Source organism: Amycolatopsis keratiniphila, from assembly GCF_000400635.2.
Classification (GTDB): domain Bacteria; phylum Actinomycetota; class Actinomycetes; order Mycobacteriales; family Pseudonocardiaceae; genus Amycolatopsis; species Amycolatopsis keratiniphila.
The window spans coordinates 304189-319241 of record NC_021252.1 but is presented as its reverse complement, the minus strand read 5'-3'; the positions used below and the strand labels follow the sequence as shown (position 1 = coordinate 319241).

General features: G+C 66.1%; 12 protein-coding genes and 2 tRNA genes. 3 read left to right on the top strand and 11 right to left on the bottom strand.

All coding sequences use genetic code 11. The features are described 5' to 3' along the window. A complete protein-coding gene (locus AORI_RS42490) occupies positions 1-2331 on the bottom strand; it encodes an ATP-binding protein (protein ID WP_016330753.1) in 2331 nt (776 codons plus the stop codon). A gap of 548 nt (positions 2332-2879) precedes the next feature. On the opposite strand from AORI_RS42490, the gene AORI_RS83185 reads away from it, so the two are divergent. After that, positions 2880-4343: a PIN-like domain-containing protein gene (locus AORI_RS83185; RefSeq protein WP_123798236.1), complete on the top strand. Its 1464-nt coding sequence runs from the start codon at positions 2880-2882 to the stop codon at positions 4341-4343. A 230-nt stretch (positions 4344-4573) separates the two neighbouring features. Here AORI_RS83185 and AORI_RS42480 read toward each other — a convergent pair. The 8 genes from AORI_RS42480 to AORI_RS42445 all read right to left on the bottom strand — a co-directional run bounded on the left by AORI_RS42480 (position 4574) and on the right by AORI_RS42445 (position 11578). Next, positions 4574-4647: transfer RNA gene (locus AORI_RS42480), tRNA-Arg, on the bottom strand. 42 nt (positions 4648-4689) lie between these two features. Next, positions 4690-4779: transfer RNA gene (locus tag AORI_RS42475), tRNA-Ser, on the bottom strand. A gap of 65 nt (positions 4780-4844) precedes the next feature. Further along, a complete protein-coding gene (locus tag AORI_RS42470; protein WP_016330751.1) occupies positions 4845-6494 on the bottom strand; it encodes a phosphatidylglycerol lysyltransferase domain-containing protein in 1650 nt (549 codons plus the stop codon). A 30-nt stretch (positions 6495-6524) separates the two neighbouring features. Further along, complete coding sequence (locus tag AORI_RS42465) at positions 6525-8501, bottom strand: acetoacetate--CoA ligase (RefSeq protein WP_016330750.1); 1977 nt, start codon at positions 8499-8501, stop codon at positions 6525-6527. A 19-nt stretch (positions 8502-8520) separates the two neighbouring features. Further along, positions 8521-9282, bottom strand: a complete 762-nt coding sequence (locus AORI_RS42460; RefSeq protein ID WP_016330749.1) for an ESX secretion-associated protein EspG — start codon at positions 9280-9282, stop codon at positions 8521-8523. Continuing rightward, positions 9282-10418, bottom strand: a complete 1137-nt coding sequence (locus tag AORI_RS42455; protein WP_016330748.1) for a PPE domain-containing protein — start codon at positions 10416-10418, stop codon at positions 9282-9284. The genes AORI_RS42460 and AORI_RS42455 overlap by 1 nt, the downstream gene beginning before the upstream one ends. Then, the gene (locus tag AORI_RS42450; protein WP_016330747.1) at positions 10418-10897 is read right to left on the bottom strand and encodes a hypothetical protein; all 480 of its coding nucleotides are present in this window, start codon (positions 10895-10897) and stop codon (positions 10418-10420) included. The genes AORI_RS42455 and AORI_RS42450 overlap by 1 nt, the downstream gene beginning before the upstream one ends. Before the next feature lie 48 nt (positions 10898-10945). Continuing rightward, the gene (locus tag AORI_RS42445; protein ID WP_016330746.1) at positions 10946-11578 is read right to left on the bottom strand and encodes a dienelactone hydrolase family protein; all 633 of its coding nucleotides are present in this window, start codon (positions 11576-11578) and stop codon (positions 10946-10948) included. Positions 11579-11675: 97 nt separating this feature from the next. Between AORI_RS42445 and hisC the strand changes: the two genes are divergently transcribed. Then, positions 11676-12731, top strand: a complete 1056-nt coding sequence (gene hisC, locus AORI_RS42440) for a histidinol-phosphate transaminase (protein WP_016330745.1) — start codon at positions 11676-11678, stop codon at positions 12729-12731. A gap of 49 nt (positions 12732-12780) precedes the next feature. On the opposite strand, the gene AORI_RS42435 is transcribed toward hisC, so the two are convergent. Then, positions 12781-13542, bottom strand: coding sequence for a sulfite exporter TauE/SafE family protein (locus tag AORI_RS42435; RefSeq protein WP_016330744.1), 762 nt, complete (start codon positions 13540-13542; stop codon positions 12781-12783). Positions 13543-13650: 108 nt separating this feature from the next. After that, positions 13651-14277 (bottom strand): GNAT family N-acetyltransferase, encoded by a 627-nt coding sequence (locus AORI_RS42430; RefSeq protein ID WP_016330743.1) that lies wholly within the window; start codon positions 14275-14277, stop codon positions 13651-13653. 74 nt (positions 14278-14351) lie between these two features. On the opposite strand from AORI_RS42430, the gene AORI_RS42425 reads away from it, so the two are divergent. Then, positions 14352-15044, top strand: coding sequence for a FadR/GntR family transcriptional regulator (locus AORI_RS42425; protein WP_016330742.1), 693 nt, complete (start codon positions 14352-14354; stop codon positions 15042-15044). The last annotated feature ends 9 nt before the right edge of the window (positions 15045-15053 follow it).

Below are 15053 nucleotides of genomic sequence, written 5' to 3'. Positions count from 1 at the left end.
CTAGTCGCTGTCCGCTAGGTCTCGTAAGATGAGTCGACAACTGGATCGCGCTCGCGTTAGTTCCTCGACATCGAGTCTTGGGCGATGCTGCTCAAGCAATGCGAGGTCACTCAGCGGGTTTACAAGTCGTTCGACTACGAGTTCCCTGGCGGTCGAATCTCCAATCGTCCGATAGGGACGGTTGAACACTTTACCGTCGAGAAAATTCTCCGGCGAAGCCTTGATAATACGGACCACCGCGTTGGCTTGCACGTATCGGACGAAGTCACCTCCGGCGATCTTATCGTCCCATCGTGTCGAGTACGAGGACTCGATCGCGTACCGCCGCTCCGCCCCGGCACGTTCGGCCTCGGTAAGTAGATCCCAATGCGCGCTTGGATCATCCGCAATATAGGCCACCATCCCTGACCGGACAAGATTGAGAATCCGTTCCGCTTCGTCAGCCAGAGTGGCCGGCGTCAGGGGGACCACGTTACTGATCGACTTCAAGGCCCGAACCACCCCAGTAAGGGGCTTTGCGACCCCCCTCTCTCGCACCCGAAGAAATTCGGCCGCCTCAACCAGGGCAAGATCACGGATGTCTGTGCCCTGCGTCTGGAACAACTCGTCATCGACGTCGACGAACACTTCCAAACGGGGCGGCCGAGCCATAAAAGCTACCGCAGGCGCGTCTTCGCCTTTTGTATCAATGAGTCGCTCACCACGCACAGCCCATACGGTGAGTACCACCGACCCAAGATCTTTTACCGTGTATTGACCAGCGAGATCGACTATAGACTCACCTGCGTCGCGATAGCGTTGAAGACGTTCAGCGAGGGTTTCCTCTTTCGGCTGAGGCACAGGCGGGGTAGGGGGTGTCCCGATCCCTTTTTGGCCAGCTGATCCAGGCTGTATAGGGTCTGGTACGTCACTCCCGATACCTGGGAGGATATCGCTATTATCATCGTCATGAGCTGGCATTTCCGAGACCGGGTGATCGTGCTGATATGCGGCCGCATACCAGATTTCGTCGGTCTGATACTCCTTGATTCCCTTGCGGAACTTTTCAGCCCAGTCAATCGCTTTCTCATGCAACGGGCGGTCGCCATCGCCCGGAATGAGGTAGTTTAGTCCAGCGTCCTGCCTGCGGTAGCCAGTATATAGCATCGCCAATGGACTGGAATTCTCGGGCAAACCCAGGCTTTTAGCTTTTTGTGGACGCAAAGGGCTGGAGCCACGGATCGTGTTAATCACCTGCCGCCACTCGTGGGTGTCGAACTCAAACGCGTTCTTCTGATAGTTTGGTGTCACATGATCACAATGAATCTCACCAACAATACGCCCGGTCGGAGATTTTGAATCGATAGGATACTCGAGCTCAGGTTCAGTAAGCTCGTCTTCGTCCTGCCAAGTAAATACTCTCTTGTCTTTAACAAGGATCTTACGACCGTTTCGAAGGAAGTCGATCCCGTAGTCAGATCGATGAACGTAGCGTTGAATGCCAATCCATCCCCAAATTTTACGCTCGCGCAACTGAAGCCGCTCTTGACCGCACTCTTCGCACGACTCGGTGTCAACTTGGTTCCAGTGCCCACATGAGAGACAGGCCTTTTTACTTTTCAATGTCAGATCAACCGGCAAGACCGCGTGTATATCGACGCCACGCCGAGTGACAAATCTAGATTCATCCCATACGCATGGCAATCGTGGTTCGACTTTCCTGTTATTAATCGTCAGAAGGAAGCCTCGCTCACGAAGAAGAAAGCTATAGATGTCGCCCAGCTTCTCCCTGATGATCGCTTGCGTCCTTGGACGTCGGAGCGTGTCGAACTGGTCAGATTTGAGGTCACTGATCGTAACCGTCGTACCGTGCTCGGCGGGATCAGCCTTGGGCACGAGGCGGTAGGGCGCCTGGTACTCCGCCGACTCCGCGATCTTGGGTAGATCGAGAACGACTTCCACCCAATTTGGGTCGCCCGCCCGACTCGAGCGCACCGTCGTGTGCCTGCCCAGGCGGGCGGTGGAGATATTAAATCCCATCCCGAACAAGCCAAGAGACCCGTAACGGCCGTTGCTCGTCCAGCCAGCGCTTATGGCGTTCGTGATCGCGTCCAGGCTCATACCTCGCCCGTTATCCTTCACGGTGATCGCAGCTGTGGAGCGTGTGGCGTTGGCGGCCGGCAACGTAATGGAAACACTTGGGCGGCCGACTACATCCCCTGCTGCTTGAAATTCATCGAACGAGTTGTCCACAAGCTCGGCGACGCACTGCCAGTGGGCGAACTCGATATCCCCGAGCACCCCGAGAATCCTCGGATGGGGTGTAACGTTGATGAACTCGCTCTCGCTCACGCGTCTCCTCGTTCCAGCCTTCACCTTCTGGACACCCTTGACGAGCGGGCTCGACAGGCAACCGGAAGCCAGCAGCGGCGATCAGGTCACGGCCCACACGCCCTCGCCACTTTAGTACTGTGTGAGCCCTATCGTGCACCGATCACGCTGATCTTGGACGACTCTTACCGTAATCGTGAGTCGCCTGAGAGCGTTACAACGTACTCTGCGGGCCTCTAGTGCCCAGGAGCACCTATACATGATCGCCGGATGGCGCGTGCTCAAACTGGTCACCTTGGTAGGGTCTCGCCCATGGTCAACCCACGAGCAGGGCACCAACAGCATCGTGCAACTGTCCCACTGCTCGCGTGCGGCACACTTGAGGACGACAAGCTAGTCGCGGCGGATCCGCCGCGGAGCGCGGACTTTCACCCGTATGGCCGCTGTACCAGAAGTTTGTCAAAAGATCGTATCTGGAATCCTGTTCGAGCTAGCTCGGGATGGGCAACACCGGGCGTTCTGAACGGCGGGTCTTGTCGAAGATTCGCAGGCATACGAGGGGAACTTCCGTGGGTGAGGATCCACATCATCTGACTCCCGACGGCTTTTCGACGGGTTTTGAGGGCTACCTGAACCCCTCGGACGCGGACTACCGGGCAGTCCTCGTGTCGGGCATGGTCGTGCTCGACACTAACGTCTTACTGAATCTCTACCGGTTCGACGACGACGCCCGAAACGACTTGCTCACGGTGCTTGAGCGGCTCCAGGACAACGTATGGATCCCGCACCAGGCTTTGGAGGAGTTCTGGCGTAACAGGGAGCAGACCATCCTCAGTCGGTCGAGCATTCGCCGCGACGCGCTCGAGGCCCTCAAGAAACCAATCCGCTCACTTGAGAGCGCCGTGGATACTTGGGCACGAAACGTCGGCCTGTCCCGTGAAAGACTGTCGGATCTCATCTCCTTGATCCATAAGACTCATAGCACGCTCAACGACGCGATCGAAGGACCAGCTACCCGAGATCCGCTGGTCGGTGCTCGAGACACGAACTTGGACCCTGTCCTCGCATCGCTCCATCCCCTACTCGCGGGCCGCGTGGGGACGTCGTTGCCTAACGAAGACTTCGTCGCGGCGCTAGCCGAAGCCAAACGTCGTGCGGACCAGCTGATACCACCAGGCTATATGGACCGTGACAAGCCCGATAATCGTGGGCCAGGCGACTACTTGGTCTGGGAACAAACCCTGTGTGAGGCCAGTCGACGGTCAGCCGATGTCCTCCTCGTGACTAGTGACGTGAAGGAGGACTGGTGGCGAAAAGTCCGAGGTGCGCCGGTGGGTCCTCGGGTCGAGCTAGTCGCCGAGTTACGGGCACGGGCGGGTACACGTCTGTTCATGCTTCAACCTCAGCAGCTTCTCAAAATCGCTGGCCGTCTCCTCGATGTAAAGGTGCGTCCTGGATCAGAGAGTCAGATCGCCAGCACGACAGCGATCGTGACACCCGAACGGGGAAGTGGCGAGGGAGACCGCGTAAGGCTGTATCTAACATCAGCTCTCGAACGAAGGCTATCCCCAGCCGTGGAGGTCAAAGCCAATACTGGGACTGGTGAGTCGGCCTGGGACGTATCCTTAACCGCCTCAGACGGATCGTCGGCCTTGGTCTGGATCTATGACCCGGTGAAGCCATTTAACGATCTCGCCACAGGCTCCGTATCTTCGACGGCGCGATCGATGGTCGCTCCATTCGAAGGTGCGTCGAACCGGCCCCGGTTAGCATGTGTAGTCGATTTGGCCAACCTGATGAGTCGGATGCGGATGGATGAAGCGCCTTGGGCGCGTACCAACGCTGGCGAGCTAGTGGCGAAGGTGTTCCAGACTTTCCAGCCACACGTCGACGAGCTAGACCAGGCGGGGTTCGATACCGTCCAGGTGATCGCGGGGGTGGACCAAGCCGAGTCACAAGCCGCAGAGGCCTTCCAGCGCATCGATCAGGTCGTCGAAACGGTCACACTCTGGTTCCATCCCGCCTCGAACTGAGATGCAGCCTTGGAACAAACCCAGGATGCCTATGCTGTCCTTCTGAACAGGATCAGGACGGCGCCCAAGCCAGTCTGAGTCAACGAAGTATGCACGGGAAGCGCCCCAACGTCCGTCAACCTGAGCGGATCATTCAACTTGCTAAGTCCCGCCTGAAGTAACCTCCACAACGGACAGACAAAAAGGCCCTCCCGCGAACGGGAGGGCCTTAGTGCTGTCTCAACCAGACGTGCGCCCGAAGGGATTCGAACCCCTGACCTTCTGATCCGTAGTCAGATGCTCTATCCAGCTGAGCTACGGGCGCTTGTTCAGTTATCAATCTAGCACCTGCCGGAACAGGCACCAGCGGAGGCTCCGGGATTTGAACCCGGGAGGGGGGGTTACCCCCAACCGCATTAGCAGTGCGGCGCCATAGACCAGACTAGGCGAAGCCTCCCAGGCCCAACGACCACTGCTCAAATAGGTTACACACCCCCTGGACCCCCTCGGAAGGCACCCCCCTTAGACGCGTTGCAGGGCTCTGAGCAGGCCCGATGGACGTCCGCCGAGTCCTTCGGCTTCGAAGACGGCGACGCCGACGCGCAGGAGGTCCCGGGCCGCGGGGTAGGCGAGGTAGCGCGGGACCCAGCGCGGCTGGAACTTCGCGTTGAAGCGGTAGAGGGTCTCGATCTGGATCCAGCGTGAGAAGAATCGCAGTGTCCGGGCGGACAGGCGGGCGACGGGGCCGGCGCCGATGCGCTGGCCTTGTTCCAGCACCGCGCGGAAGGCGGCGAAGTTCAGGGAGACGTGCTGGGCCGAGGTGCTCAGGAGCAGCTCGGAGATCATCAGCTCGTTGACGCCGTTGTCGGCGGTCCGGTCGCGGCGCATGACGTCCAGCGACAGGCCCTTTTCACCCCAGGGGACGAACTGGAGGAGGCCGCGCACCCGCCCGTCGTGTTCAGCGGTCACGAGGACCGAGCCCGGGTCCCCCATGCGGCCGAGGGCCATCGAGAAGCCGCGTTCCGTATCCGTGCCGCGCCAGGTGGCCGCGAGGGCGCGGAGTTCGTCGAGTTCCTCAGCCGGTAGGTCTTCGGCTTTTCGGATGCGCGCGGTGTAGCCGGCGCGCTTCGTGCGTGAGACGGCTTGGCGGACTCCGCGCATGACGCGCCCTTCGAGGGTGAAGGTGTCGGTGTCGACGACGGCCTCGTCGCCGATCTCCAGCACTTCGAGTCCGAAGCGGGCCCAGACGGTCGCGCCCAGTTCCGAGCAGCCCATGGTCGCCGGGGTCCACGCGTACCGCCGGCAGACGTCCAGGTACTCCTCGATCGCGCCGGGCCACGCTTCCGGGTCACCGAGCGGGTCCGCCGAGCACAGCGCGACCCCGGCGATCACCCGATAGGTCACCGCGGCCTTCCCCGACTTCGAGAAGACCACGAACTTGTCCCGGCGCAGCGCGAAGTACCCGAGAGAGTCCCGCTCCCCCAGCAGCCCCCTGAGCCGCTCGACCTCCTCGTCGGTCAGCTCCGGGGCGGGTTCGGCCGAGCGGAGGAGGAAGTACGCCGCCAGCAGCACCGCGCCGATCCCGAACAGCAGGCCGACCGCGGCCGACAGGTCTTCCAGCCACAGCGCGGGGAACGTCACCGGGCCGCTCACGCCGATCAAGGCCAGCGTCGACTGCGCCAGGCGGTCGCCGACTCCCGCGTCGACAGGCGCGACCGACAGCAGCGCGAAGTTGATCGCGACCCCGGCCACCGTCAGTTGCAGGAAGACCCGGATCGCGCGCCACCGGCCGGTCACCGGATCGGGGAGCGCGATGAAGTGCCGCCGCGTCGCGATCAGGGCGATCAGCAGCGCGAGCGACACGAGCCCAGCGCCGAGGGTGTGCCTCAGCCCGAGGTGCGACACCGTCAGCAGCGCGGCGGTGGCGACCGCCAGTTGCCAGGCGCGGCGCTTCCGTCGCTTGAGCCCGGTGGCGAGCAGCATCAGCAGCACCCCGGTCACCAGCGCGACCGTCGCCGCGCCGACCGTGGCCTCGTGCGGCAGTTCCAGCCAGGCGGCGACGTGTCCGCGCAGGGTTCGCCGCCCGGCCGGGACCAGCACCGAGACCAGTGCCAGCAGTCCGGCCAGCCGTGTCACCCAGGTGATCACCGCCACCGTGGTGGCGCCCGCCACCCGCCAAGCACCTGCCAAATCCCGCCCCTGTCAGCTCCTTGCCAGCTCCACGAACGGTACAAGGGCGTCGGGGTTCAGCAGGGCATCCCGGCTGACGGCGCGGTCAGGTGAAACCCCCGAAAGGATCTTCTTGACCGGAACCTCGCATTTCTTGCCGTTGAGCGTGCGGGGTACCTCGGTCACCTGGACGAACCGGTCGGGCACGTGCCGCGGCGACAGAGCTCCACGCAGTTCCTTGCGCAAGGCGGGTTCGACCTCGTCGAGCGACGCGCCCTCGGCCAGCACGAGGAAGCACAGCAGCTGCCCGTCCTCGTTGCCCGCCGCCGAAGTGTCGATCACCAGCGAGTCCGCGACCTGGTCGAACGACTCGACGACCCGGTAGAACTCGGCCGTGCCCATCCGCACCCCGCCGCGGTTGAGCGTCGAATCGCTGCGCCCGTAGATGACGGCGGAACCGCGGCCGGTGATCCGGATCCAGTCGCCGTGCCGCCAGATCCCGGGGTACATCTCGAAGTACGCCTCGCGCAGCCGCGAGCCGTCCGGGTCGTTCCAGAAGAACACCGGCATCGACGGCATCGGCTCGGTGATCACCAGTTCGCCGACCGTCTCCACCACCGGCTTCCCGTCCTCGTCGAAGGCGGCGACGGCGGCACCGAGCGCGCGGACCGACAGTTCGCCCAGCCAGACCGGGACGTCGGGGGCCGAAGCGACGAACGCCGCGCACAGATCCGTGCCACCGGACACCGAGCAGATCTGGACGCGTTTGCCGACCTCGTCGACGATCCACCGGAAGCCCTCGACGCTCAGCGGCGCGCCGGTGGACCCCAAGGCGCGCAACGCCGTCAGGTCGAACCGCTCGGCCGGTTTGATCCCGGCCTTCAGGCAGCTCTGGATGTACGGCGCCGACGTGCCGAAGTACGTGACGCGGTGCTGCTCGGCCAGATGCCACAGCACGTTGAGGTCCGGGCTGCCCGGGCTGCCGTCGAAGAGCACGATCGTGGTGCCGGTCAGCAGGCCGGAGATGAGGAAGTTCCACATCATCCAGCCGGTGGTGGTGAACCAGAAGAACCGATCGCCCGGGCCGAGATCGCTTTGCAGGGCAAGGGCTTTGAGGTGTTCGAGGGTGATCCCCCCGTGCCCGTGGACGATGCCCTTCGGCAGGCCGGTGGTCCCCGAGGAGTACAGGACCCACAACGGGTGGGCGAAGTCGACGGGTTCGAACGCCAGCTCCGCGCCTTCGTTGTCGGCGAGCAGCTTGTCCCAGTCGAGCGTGCCGTCGAGGCGGCCGCCGGCGTAGTCGATGAGCACGGTCGCTTCGAGCGTGGGGATCTCGTCGCGCAACGAGTTCACCGTCGGCCTGCTGTCGAACCACCGTCCATTGTAGACGTAGCCGTTGACCGCGATCAGCACCTTCGGCTCGATCTGCGCGAACCGGTCGGTGATCGCGCGGACACCGAAGTCCGGCGAGCACGACGACCAGACGGCGCCGAGGCTCGCGGTGGCCAGGAAGGCGATCAGCGTCTGCGGGCAGTTCGGCGCGAGCGCGACGACCCTGTCCCCTTTGGACACTCCGAGCTTGCGCAGTCCCTCCCGCGCGGCGGCGACGGAGGAGCGCAACGCGCCATACGTCAGCTGCGACGAGAGGCCGTCCTCGCGGTGGAAGATCACGGCGATCTCGTCGTCGGCCTTCGCGGCGCCCGCGACGCCGGGCATGAGCGAGTGCTCGGCGTAGTTCAGCGTGCCGCCCGCGAACCACTGCGCGTTCGGCATCTCACCGGTGAGCACCTCACCGGGCTGGTCGTGCCAGCGCACGCCGAGGAACTCGGCGACGGCGGACCAGAACTCCGGCCCCTGCCGCACGGAGAACTCCCACAACGCGTTGTAGTCGTCGACCTCCACGCCGCGTTCGGTGCGCAGCCACTGGCGGAACGCGTCGATCTTGGTGTCGGGCAGGCGGCTCGGCTCGGGGCGCCAGAGCACTTCCGGGGCGTCGGCGGTGTGAGTCACCCCGCGATGTTAACCCTCGTTAACCTGCTTGGCGAGCCCCCGTGAACAGCTCGTACGCCATCGACTTCAGGCGTGACGCGTCGAGCGGGGTGACCGTCAGCCACCCTCGGTCGCGCCGGAGCCCGTAGCGGCCGTCGGGGGTGTCCACCCAGGTCAACGTACCCTCCCCGCGCACCCAACGACCCTCCCAAGACTTCCTGACCGCGCCGAGCCGCCCGCTGCCGATGCGCTGCGTCGCGATCCGCACCATGACGATGACCTCGGGTTCCCGCAGCCCGGCGTCGCGCAGGACGTCGGAAAACGCCGGCTGCCCACCGCGCTCCCCCGCCTCGCACGCGGCCGTGTAGTCGTCGACGCGCAGGTTGACCGAGAGGCCCCGCCCCTGCTCGCACGGCGGCAAAGCCTGCAGCAGGGTCGCGGCGACGAGCGGTTCCCGCAGCGCCGCCAGCTCGACGTCGGTGCCCGAAACGCCGATCACTACCGCGCCGCGATCGGACACGCAGCCGACCGCCCGGTACGCCGGATCACCGTCGAGTCGAAGGTCGAGCGTGAGTTCGCTGTTCGCGACGGTGTGCAGCAGCCGCACCAGCTCGGGCGCGGGAGCGTCCACCGTGCCGAGGCCGCGGTCCGAGAGCGTCGCGCTCGCCGTGGCCACCAGCTCCGCCCGGAACTCCGGGGTCCTCCCGACGTGCGGGACCGCCAGCACCGCGGGCAGTTCGTCGCGTCCGTGCGCCGACCAGAGCAGGAACAGCTCGCCGACGTGCAGCCGGATCCAGTCCATCAGCGACCGCTCCTCGGATCCTCGCCGATGACCGGCGGGGTGACGTGCCCGCTGAGGCCCCACACGTCGGAATCCTCGACGAGGTAGTCCGGCGCCTTGTGCGCTTCCTCGCCCTGCCGTCCTTGCGCGGGCGCCATCCCCATCGGCATGCCGCCGAAACCGCCCATGCCCGCGGCCGCCGCGCGGGTCCCGGCCGGCTGGCCGGGCTGCCCCGACGGCCCGAAGCCACCGGCGCCGGCACCGGACCGGCCGCCCTGACCGAGCTGTTCCTGGGTTCCTCCGAGGGCACCGGGCGGCGGTGGCACGTAGGCACCGCTGCCCGCACCCGGCGCGCGCGGCGCCTCGACCGGCTCCCGCACCTGGATCGGGGCCGCGTCGTCGACCCCACTGCTGCGGGTCGAGTCGTCCGGTGGCGGGACGGGCTCCGGCTCCGGTTTCGGATCGGGTTCCGGCTTCGGTTCTTCGGGTGTCTCAAGGATCTTCGGCTGCTTGCCGTACGAGGTGAAGCTGGGAACGTTCTCGTAGACCTCGCCGGAGCTGAACTGCATCCGCGTCATCACGTCGGCGGCTTGGCGGTGCAGATCCTGCGAGCTCTCGTCGGTGGGTTCGGCGACGATCCGCCCGGCTTCGGCGAATTCGGAGCCCAACGGCGTCGAAGCCGACATGGCCTGCGTCGAATCGGAGACCGGGATCGGACGGCGCTTCGGCGGCTCCGGCAGCTTGGGACGCGGCGCGTATCCCGGCGGCTCGGGCATCGTGCGGCGCGCGGTTTCGGCGATGTCCGCCTGGCGGCGTACGCAGTTCGCGACGTTCTCCGCCCGCCAGCCCGTCTCGCCCGCCCACGCGACGAGCTTGACCGCGGCGTCACGGGCCCTGTCCGCACCCTCGCCCGTCCAGCCGTCGGCGGTGGCCGCGAGGGCCGCCCTGAGCTCGGAACCGACCCGGTCGAGGAAGGCGCTGATCTTCGTCCACTGCGCGGCGACGGCTTCCGCGCTCGCGAGGTCCAGCTCGTTGTGGACCATCGCGTAGAGCTCTCGATGCGAGTAGCTCATCCAGTCGATGTCGGCGGTGAGACTTTCGGGGCCCGGCTGCGGTTCGGGCTCCCGCGGCGGCCACGGCATGGGCAGGATGCGCATCAGTGCTCGTCCTTCCGCTCCTGGCCGACGATGTCCTCCATGTCGAACCGGCGGGCGACCCGTTCGAGCTGCTCCTGGCCCTCCTCGTCCGCGGCGACGTACATCTTCCGCGCCGCCATCACGGTGAGCTGGAAGTCCTTGAGGACCTTGGCGAAGTCCTTGAGGACGGGCACCGCCGCCTCGGTCCCCTTGTTCGCGGCGCCCTGGAAGCGCTCGCTCATGGTGTGACCGATGAGGTTGTCGCCCAGCTTCAACGGCGCGTTGAACTCCGTCGAGTCCTTGATCAGCGCGTTGAGCTCGTGGCGCGCCTTGAGCAGGGCGTCGACGAGCTTCTTCGCGGCGTCCTCGGAGACCTTGACGGCCCCCTTCTTGGCATCGGTCTTGGAATCCCGGATCTGACCCGCCACGGGAGCCAGCGCCGGAGCCGAAGCTCCGAACGCGGCTTGTGGCGTCACGGGCACTTTGGGCGACTGTGCCATTCGACCCTCCCCTGTCACATCTTGAGGGGAATGCTAGCGCGAACGGGGTCAGCGCAGGTGGGCGTCGAACCAATTCAACGTGCGCTGCCAGGCCTCCGCGGCCGCGTCCGGGTCGGCGTCGAAGCGGTGGTTGGCGCCCGGGTAGTGGACGACGTTCGTCGCGACGTTCGCCGTCGCCGCCGCCTCACGCAGCTGCTCGACTTCGGCGCCTCCGGCGGCGTCGCCCGCGTCGCCGTACATGCCGAGCCACGGGCTGGTGAGCCGTCCCGCGATCTCGACGAGGACCGGCAGCCCGGTGACCCCCTGCCCGCCGACGCTGACCGCCGCGCCCAGCCTGCGGTTCGACGCCACGACCAGCGCGGCCGTCCCTCCGAGGTCGAAACCGACGACACCGACGAGATCGGCTTGGACACCGCGTTCCGCGAGCCACGAAAGCGTCGCGTCGGTGGCTTCGAGCAGGTCCTGCTGGGTGAGGTCGTCCCGGTCGAGATGCGGGGTGACGGTGAGCCAGCCTTCGCCGGCGAGACCGGCCAGGAGCAGTCCCAAACCCTCTTCGACCTCTTCGGCCTCCTCGTGCAGCACCACGAGTCCGCCGCGGACGACACCATCCGGTTCGGCGAAGGTCAGGCGCAGCGTGTGGCCGTCGGCGTGCTGATGTTCCACGGTGGTCGTCAGGGTCATTCCTCCATCAGACCACTCTTAGGTAAATATTCGGAGCTTGCGCCCGCGCGGGAGGATACGGTGTCGGAGCCGTCCCCCAGACGTAGGAGCGCCGAAGATGTCACCTGTTTCGCCGCGTGCGGATCTCGAATCGTTGCCGAAGTACGTCCCTGGCCGGACAATCCAGGGTGCGATCAAGCTGGCGAGCAACGAGGTCCCCGGAGGCCCGCTGCCGAGTGTGGCGCAGGCCATAGCCGAGACGGCGCAGGGCATCAACCGGTACCCGGACATCACGGCTTCCGCGCTCGTCGAGCGGCTGGCCCGCGAGCTGAACGAGTCCGTCGACCGGATCGCCATCGGCTGCGGTTCGGTTTCCCTTTGCCAGCAAATGATCCAGGCCCTGTGCGGACCGGGCGACGAGGTCGTCTTCCCGTGGCGCTCGTTCGAGGCGTACCCGATCGTCACGCAGGTGGCGAACGCCGTGAGCGTGAAGGTGCCGCTCACGGCCGGGCACGGGCTGGACCTCGACGCGATGCTGGCGGCGATCACGCCGAAGACGCGGCTGGTCTTCGTGTGCAACCCCAACAACCCGACCGGGACGGTCTTGCGGCGCGCGGAACTCGAGCGCTTCCTCGACGCCGTGCCCTCGGGCGTACTCGTCGTGCTCGACGAGGCGTACAAGGAGTTCGTGACCGATGCCGAGGTGCCGGATGGCGTCGAGCTCGCGCGCGGCAGGGACAACGTCGCGGTGCTTCGGACGTTCTCGAAGGCGTACGGCCTCGCCGGCCTTCGCGTGGGTTACGCGGTGGCGCCGGAAGCGATCACCGTCGCGTTGAAGCAGGTCTACGTCGCGTTCTCGGTGAACATGATCGCCCAGGCGGCGGCCATCGCCTCGCTCGACGCGGCCGACGAACTGCTGGAACGCTGCAAGGAGATCGTCTCGGAACGCACCCGGGTTCGGGATGCGTTGGTGGCCAAGGGTTACGAGGTGCCGGAGACGCAGGCGAACTTCGTCTGGCTGCCGCTGGGCGAGCGGACGACCGCGTTCGCGGAGCACGCGCTGGAGCGGAAGCTGATCGTGCGGCCCTTCGCGGGCGAAGGCGCGCGAGTGACCATCGGGACGCCCGAGGAGAACGACCTCTTCCTCGAAGCGGCCGGGGATTTCCCGCGCTGACAAGGCTTCACGGCGGCCCGCACTTCGTGGACGGAGTGCGGGCCGTTTCCTACTTGAGGAGCAGCTGAACCATCGCGGCGAGGCCGATCACGACGATCACGCCGCGAAGCACCTTCGGCGAAAGCTTGCGGCCGATCTTGGCGCCGATCTGGCCGCCGATCGTCGACCCGACCGCGAGCAGCGCGACCACGGGCCAGCTGACCGGCGCGATGAAGGCGTAGATCGCGCCCGCGACGATGTTCACGACCGCGGACAGGGCGTTCTTGACTCCGTTGAGCCGTTGCAGCGACTCCGACATCAGCATCCCCATCACGGCCATCATCATCACGCCCTGCGCGGCCGTGAAGTATCCGCCGTAGATGCCGATCAGGAAGATCAGGAACAACAGGAGCGGCCCGATCTTGTGGACCTTCCCGTTCTCCTCGCGGCGCTTCGCGACCCAGGCGGCCACTCGCGGCTGGACGATCACGAGCACCACCGCGAGCCCGACGAGCGCGGGCACGACGGTTTCGAAAGCGTCCTTCGGCAGCGAGAGCAGCAGGATCGTCCCGCAGATCGCGCCGAAGAACGACGCCACGGCGAGTTTGACGACCTGGGGCCAGTAGCCCTTGAGCTCCTCCCGGTAGCCGATCGCCCCGCTCACCGTGCCGGGGGCGAGGCCGATCGCGTTGGAGGTCGTCGCCGTCAGCGGCGAGTAGCCGAGCGCGACCAGGACCGGGAACGTCACCAGCGTGCCCGAACCGACGACCGTGTTGATGGTGCCCGCCCAGAGCCCCGCGACGAAGATCACGACCGCGTGCCACCACGTCATAAAGCACTCACGTCCGCACCCTAAGCACCGTTACCTCCTTTCGCGCTGTGGATGTGTCTAGTCGAACATTCAACGAGCCCGTTATGTCCCGTTCGACGGGGAACCAATTCAGTTCTCCTCCGGCAGATGGGCCGCGGTGATCTCCGTGGCGACCGTCCAGCCGAGCGTCAGGTACAACGCGCGCCCCTGCCCCGTCGCGACCAGGACCGCTCGCTCCGCCCCGGCGGCGACCGCCACCTCGTCGAGCCTGCGCATCACGAACCGGCCCAGCCCTCGCCGCTGATGCTCGGGCTCCGTCACGACCTGATCGATCACCGCCGTGCCACCGGCTATCGCGACCCGGCCGGTGGCCGCGCGCGAACCGTCGGGTGCGCGCACCACGACGTCGGTGACGACGCCGTCGCCGACCAGCTCGGCCCGGTACGGCTCGGGCGCGGCCATGACCGGCCGCAGCGCGATCGGCGCGCTCATCAGGTACTCCGGTGGGCCGACCTCCCACTCCGGCGGCACCGTCTTCGCCACTTCCTCACGTGAACCGCTCACCTTCAACCACGTTCCGGGCTCGGTCAGCGAACGGGCCCGGCTCGCGACCGACCCGGTGTCCGCCAGCACGTACCGCACGCGATGCCCCGGACGCCCGACGTCGAGCCGGTAACCGTCCGGCTCGGCGACGGGGACCCCGACGCCGCGGGAGAGCGCCCAGCCGTGCACCCATGCCTTGATCAGCCCTGCCACCCCAGTCATCGTCAGAGGATGACATCCCGCACCGACAATTCCGGACGTCCCGCCGGGCCTGCCAGGATGGGGCCGTGGCCGACGACGAGCGCGAACAGGTGTGGAGTGCGACCGTCGATCATCTGCGCACGATGATCGACTCGGGCAGGCTCCCCGCCGGGTCGAGACTGCCCGCCGAACGGGCGCTCTGCGAGCAGCTCGGGATCAGCCGCGGTTCGCTGCGGCAGGCTTTGCGGGTGCTGGACTCCATCGGTTACGTGCAGGTGCGGCCGGGTTCGGGCACCTACGTCCGCGAGAACCTCGGCGAACAGCCGTTGCGCGGTTGGTTCTCCGAACACGAGCAGCTGGTCGAGAAGCTGTTCGACCTGCGGACCACGGTCGAGCCGACGCTGGCCGAGCGGCTCGCGCTCGAACACACGCCCCGGGTGCTCGCCCGGCTGGAAAGCACCGTCGACGAGATGGACCAGGCCGCCGCCGACGGCGACATGCTGCGCGTGATCGCGGCCGACGCCGAATTCCACCGGGTGATCGCGGGCAACGCCGGCAACGACGACGTCACCGATCTGCTGCGTTCGGTGCTCGCGCTGGTCGGCGAGGAGCGGCGGGCGGCGCTGCGGCTTCCGGGGCAGATCCGCAAGGCCGTCGACGAGCATCGCGCGATCCTCGAAGCGATCCGCCGGTCGGACGCGGCGGCCGCGCGCGAGATCACCTTGCGGCATCTGCTCGACGCCAAGACCTACGTCCACGATTACACGACCGGGGATTAACGCTTCCTC

What these genes read in the sequence shown, in the direction of transcription:
- hisC (WP_016330745.1), top strand. Translation starts at nt 11,676, where the DNA reads ATGTCACCTGTTTCGCCGCGTGCGGATCTCGAATCGTTGCCGAAGTAC.
- AORI_RS42435 (WP_016330744.1), bottom strand. Translation starts at nt 13,542, where the DNA reads ATGACGTGGTGGCACGCGGTCGTGATCTTCGTCGCGGGGCTCTGGGCG.
- AORI_RS42455 (WP_016330748.1), bottom strand. Translation starts at nt 10,418, where the DNA reads ATGCGCATCCTGCCCATGCCGTGGCCGCCGCGGGAGCCCGAACCGCAG.
- AORI_RS42445 (WP_016330746.1), bottom strand. Translation starts at nt 11,578, where the DNA reads ATGACCCTGACGACCACCGTGGAACATCAGCACGCCGACGGCCACACG.
- AORI_RS42460 (WP_016330749.1), bottom strand. Translation starts at nt 9,282, where the DNA reads ATGGACTGGATCCGGCTGCACGTCGGCGAGCTGTTCCTGCTCTGGTCG.
- AORI_RS42450 (WP_016330747.1), bottom strand. Translation starts at nt 10,897, where the DNA reads ATGGCACAGTCGCCCAAAGTGCCCGTGACGCCACAAGCCGCGTTCGGA.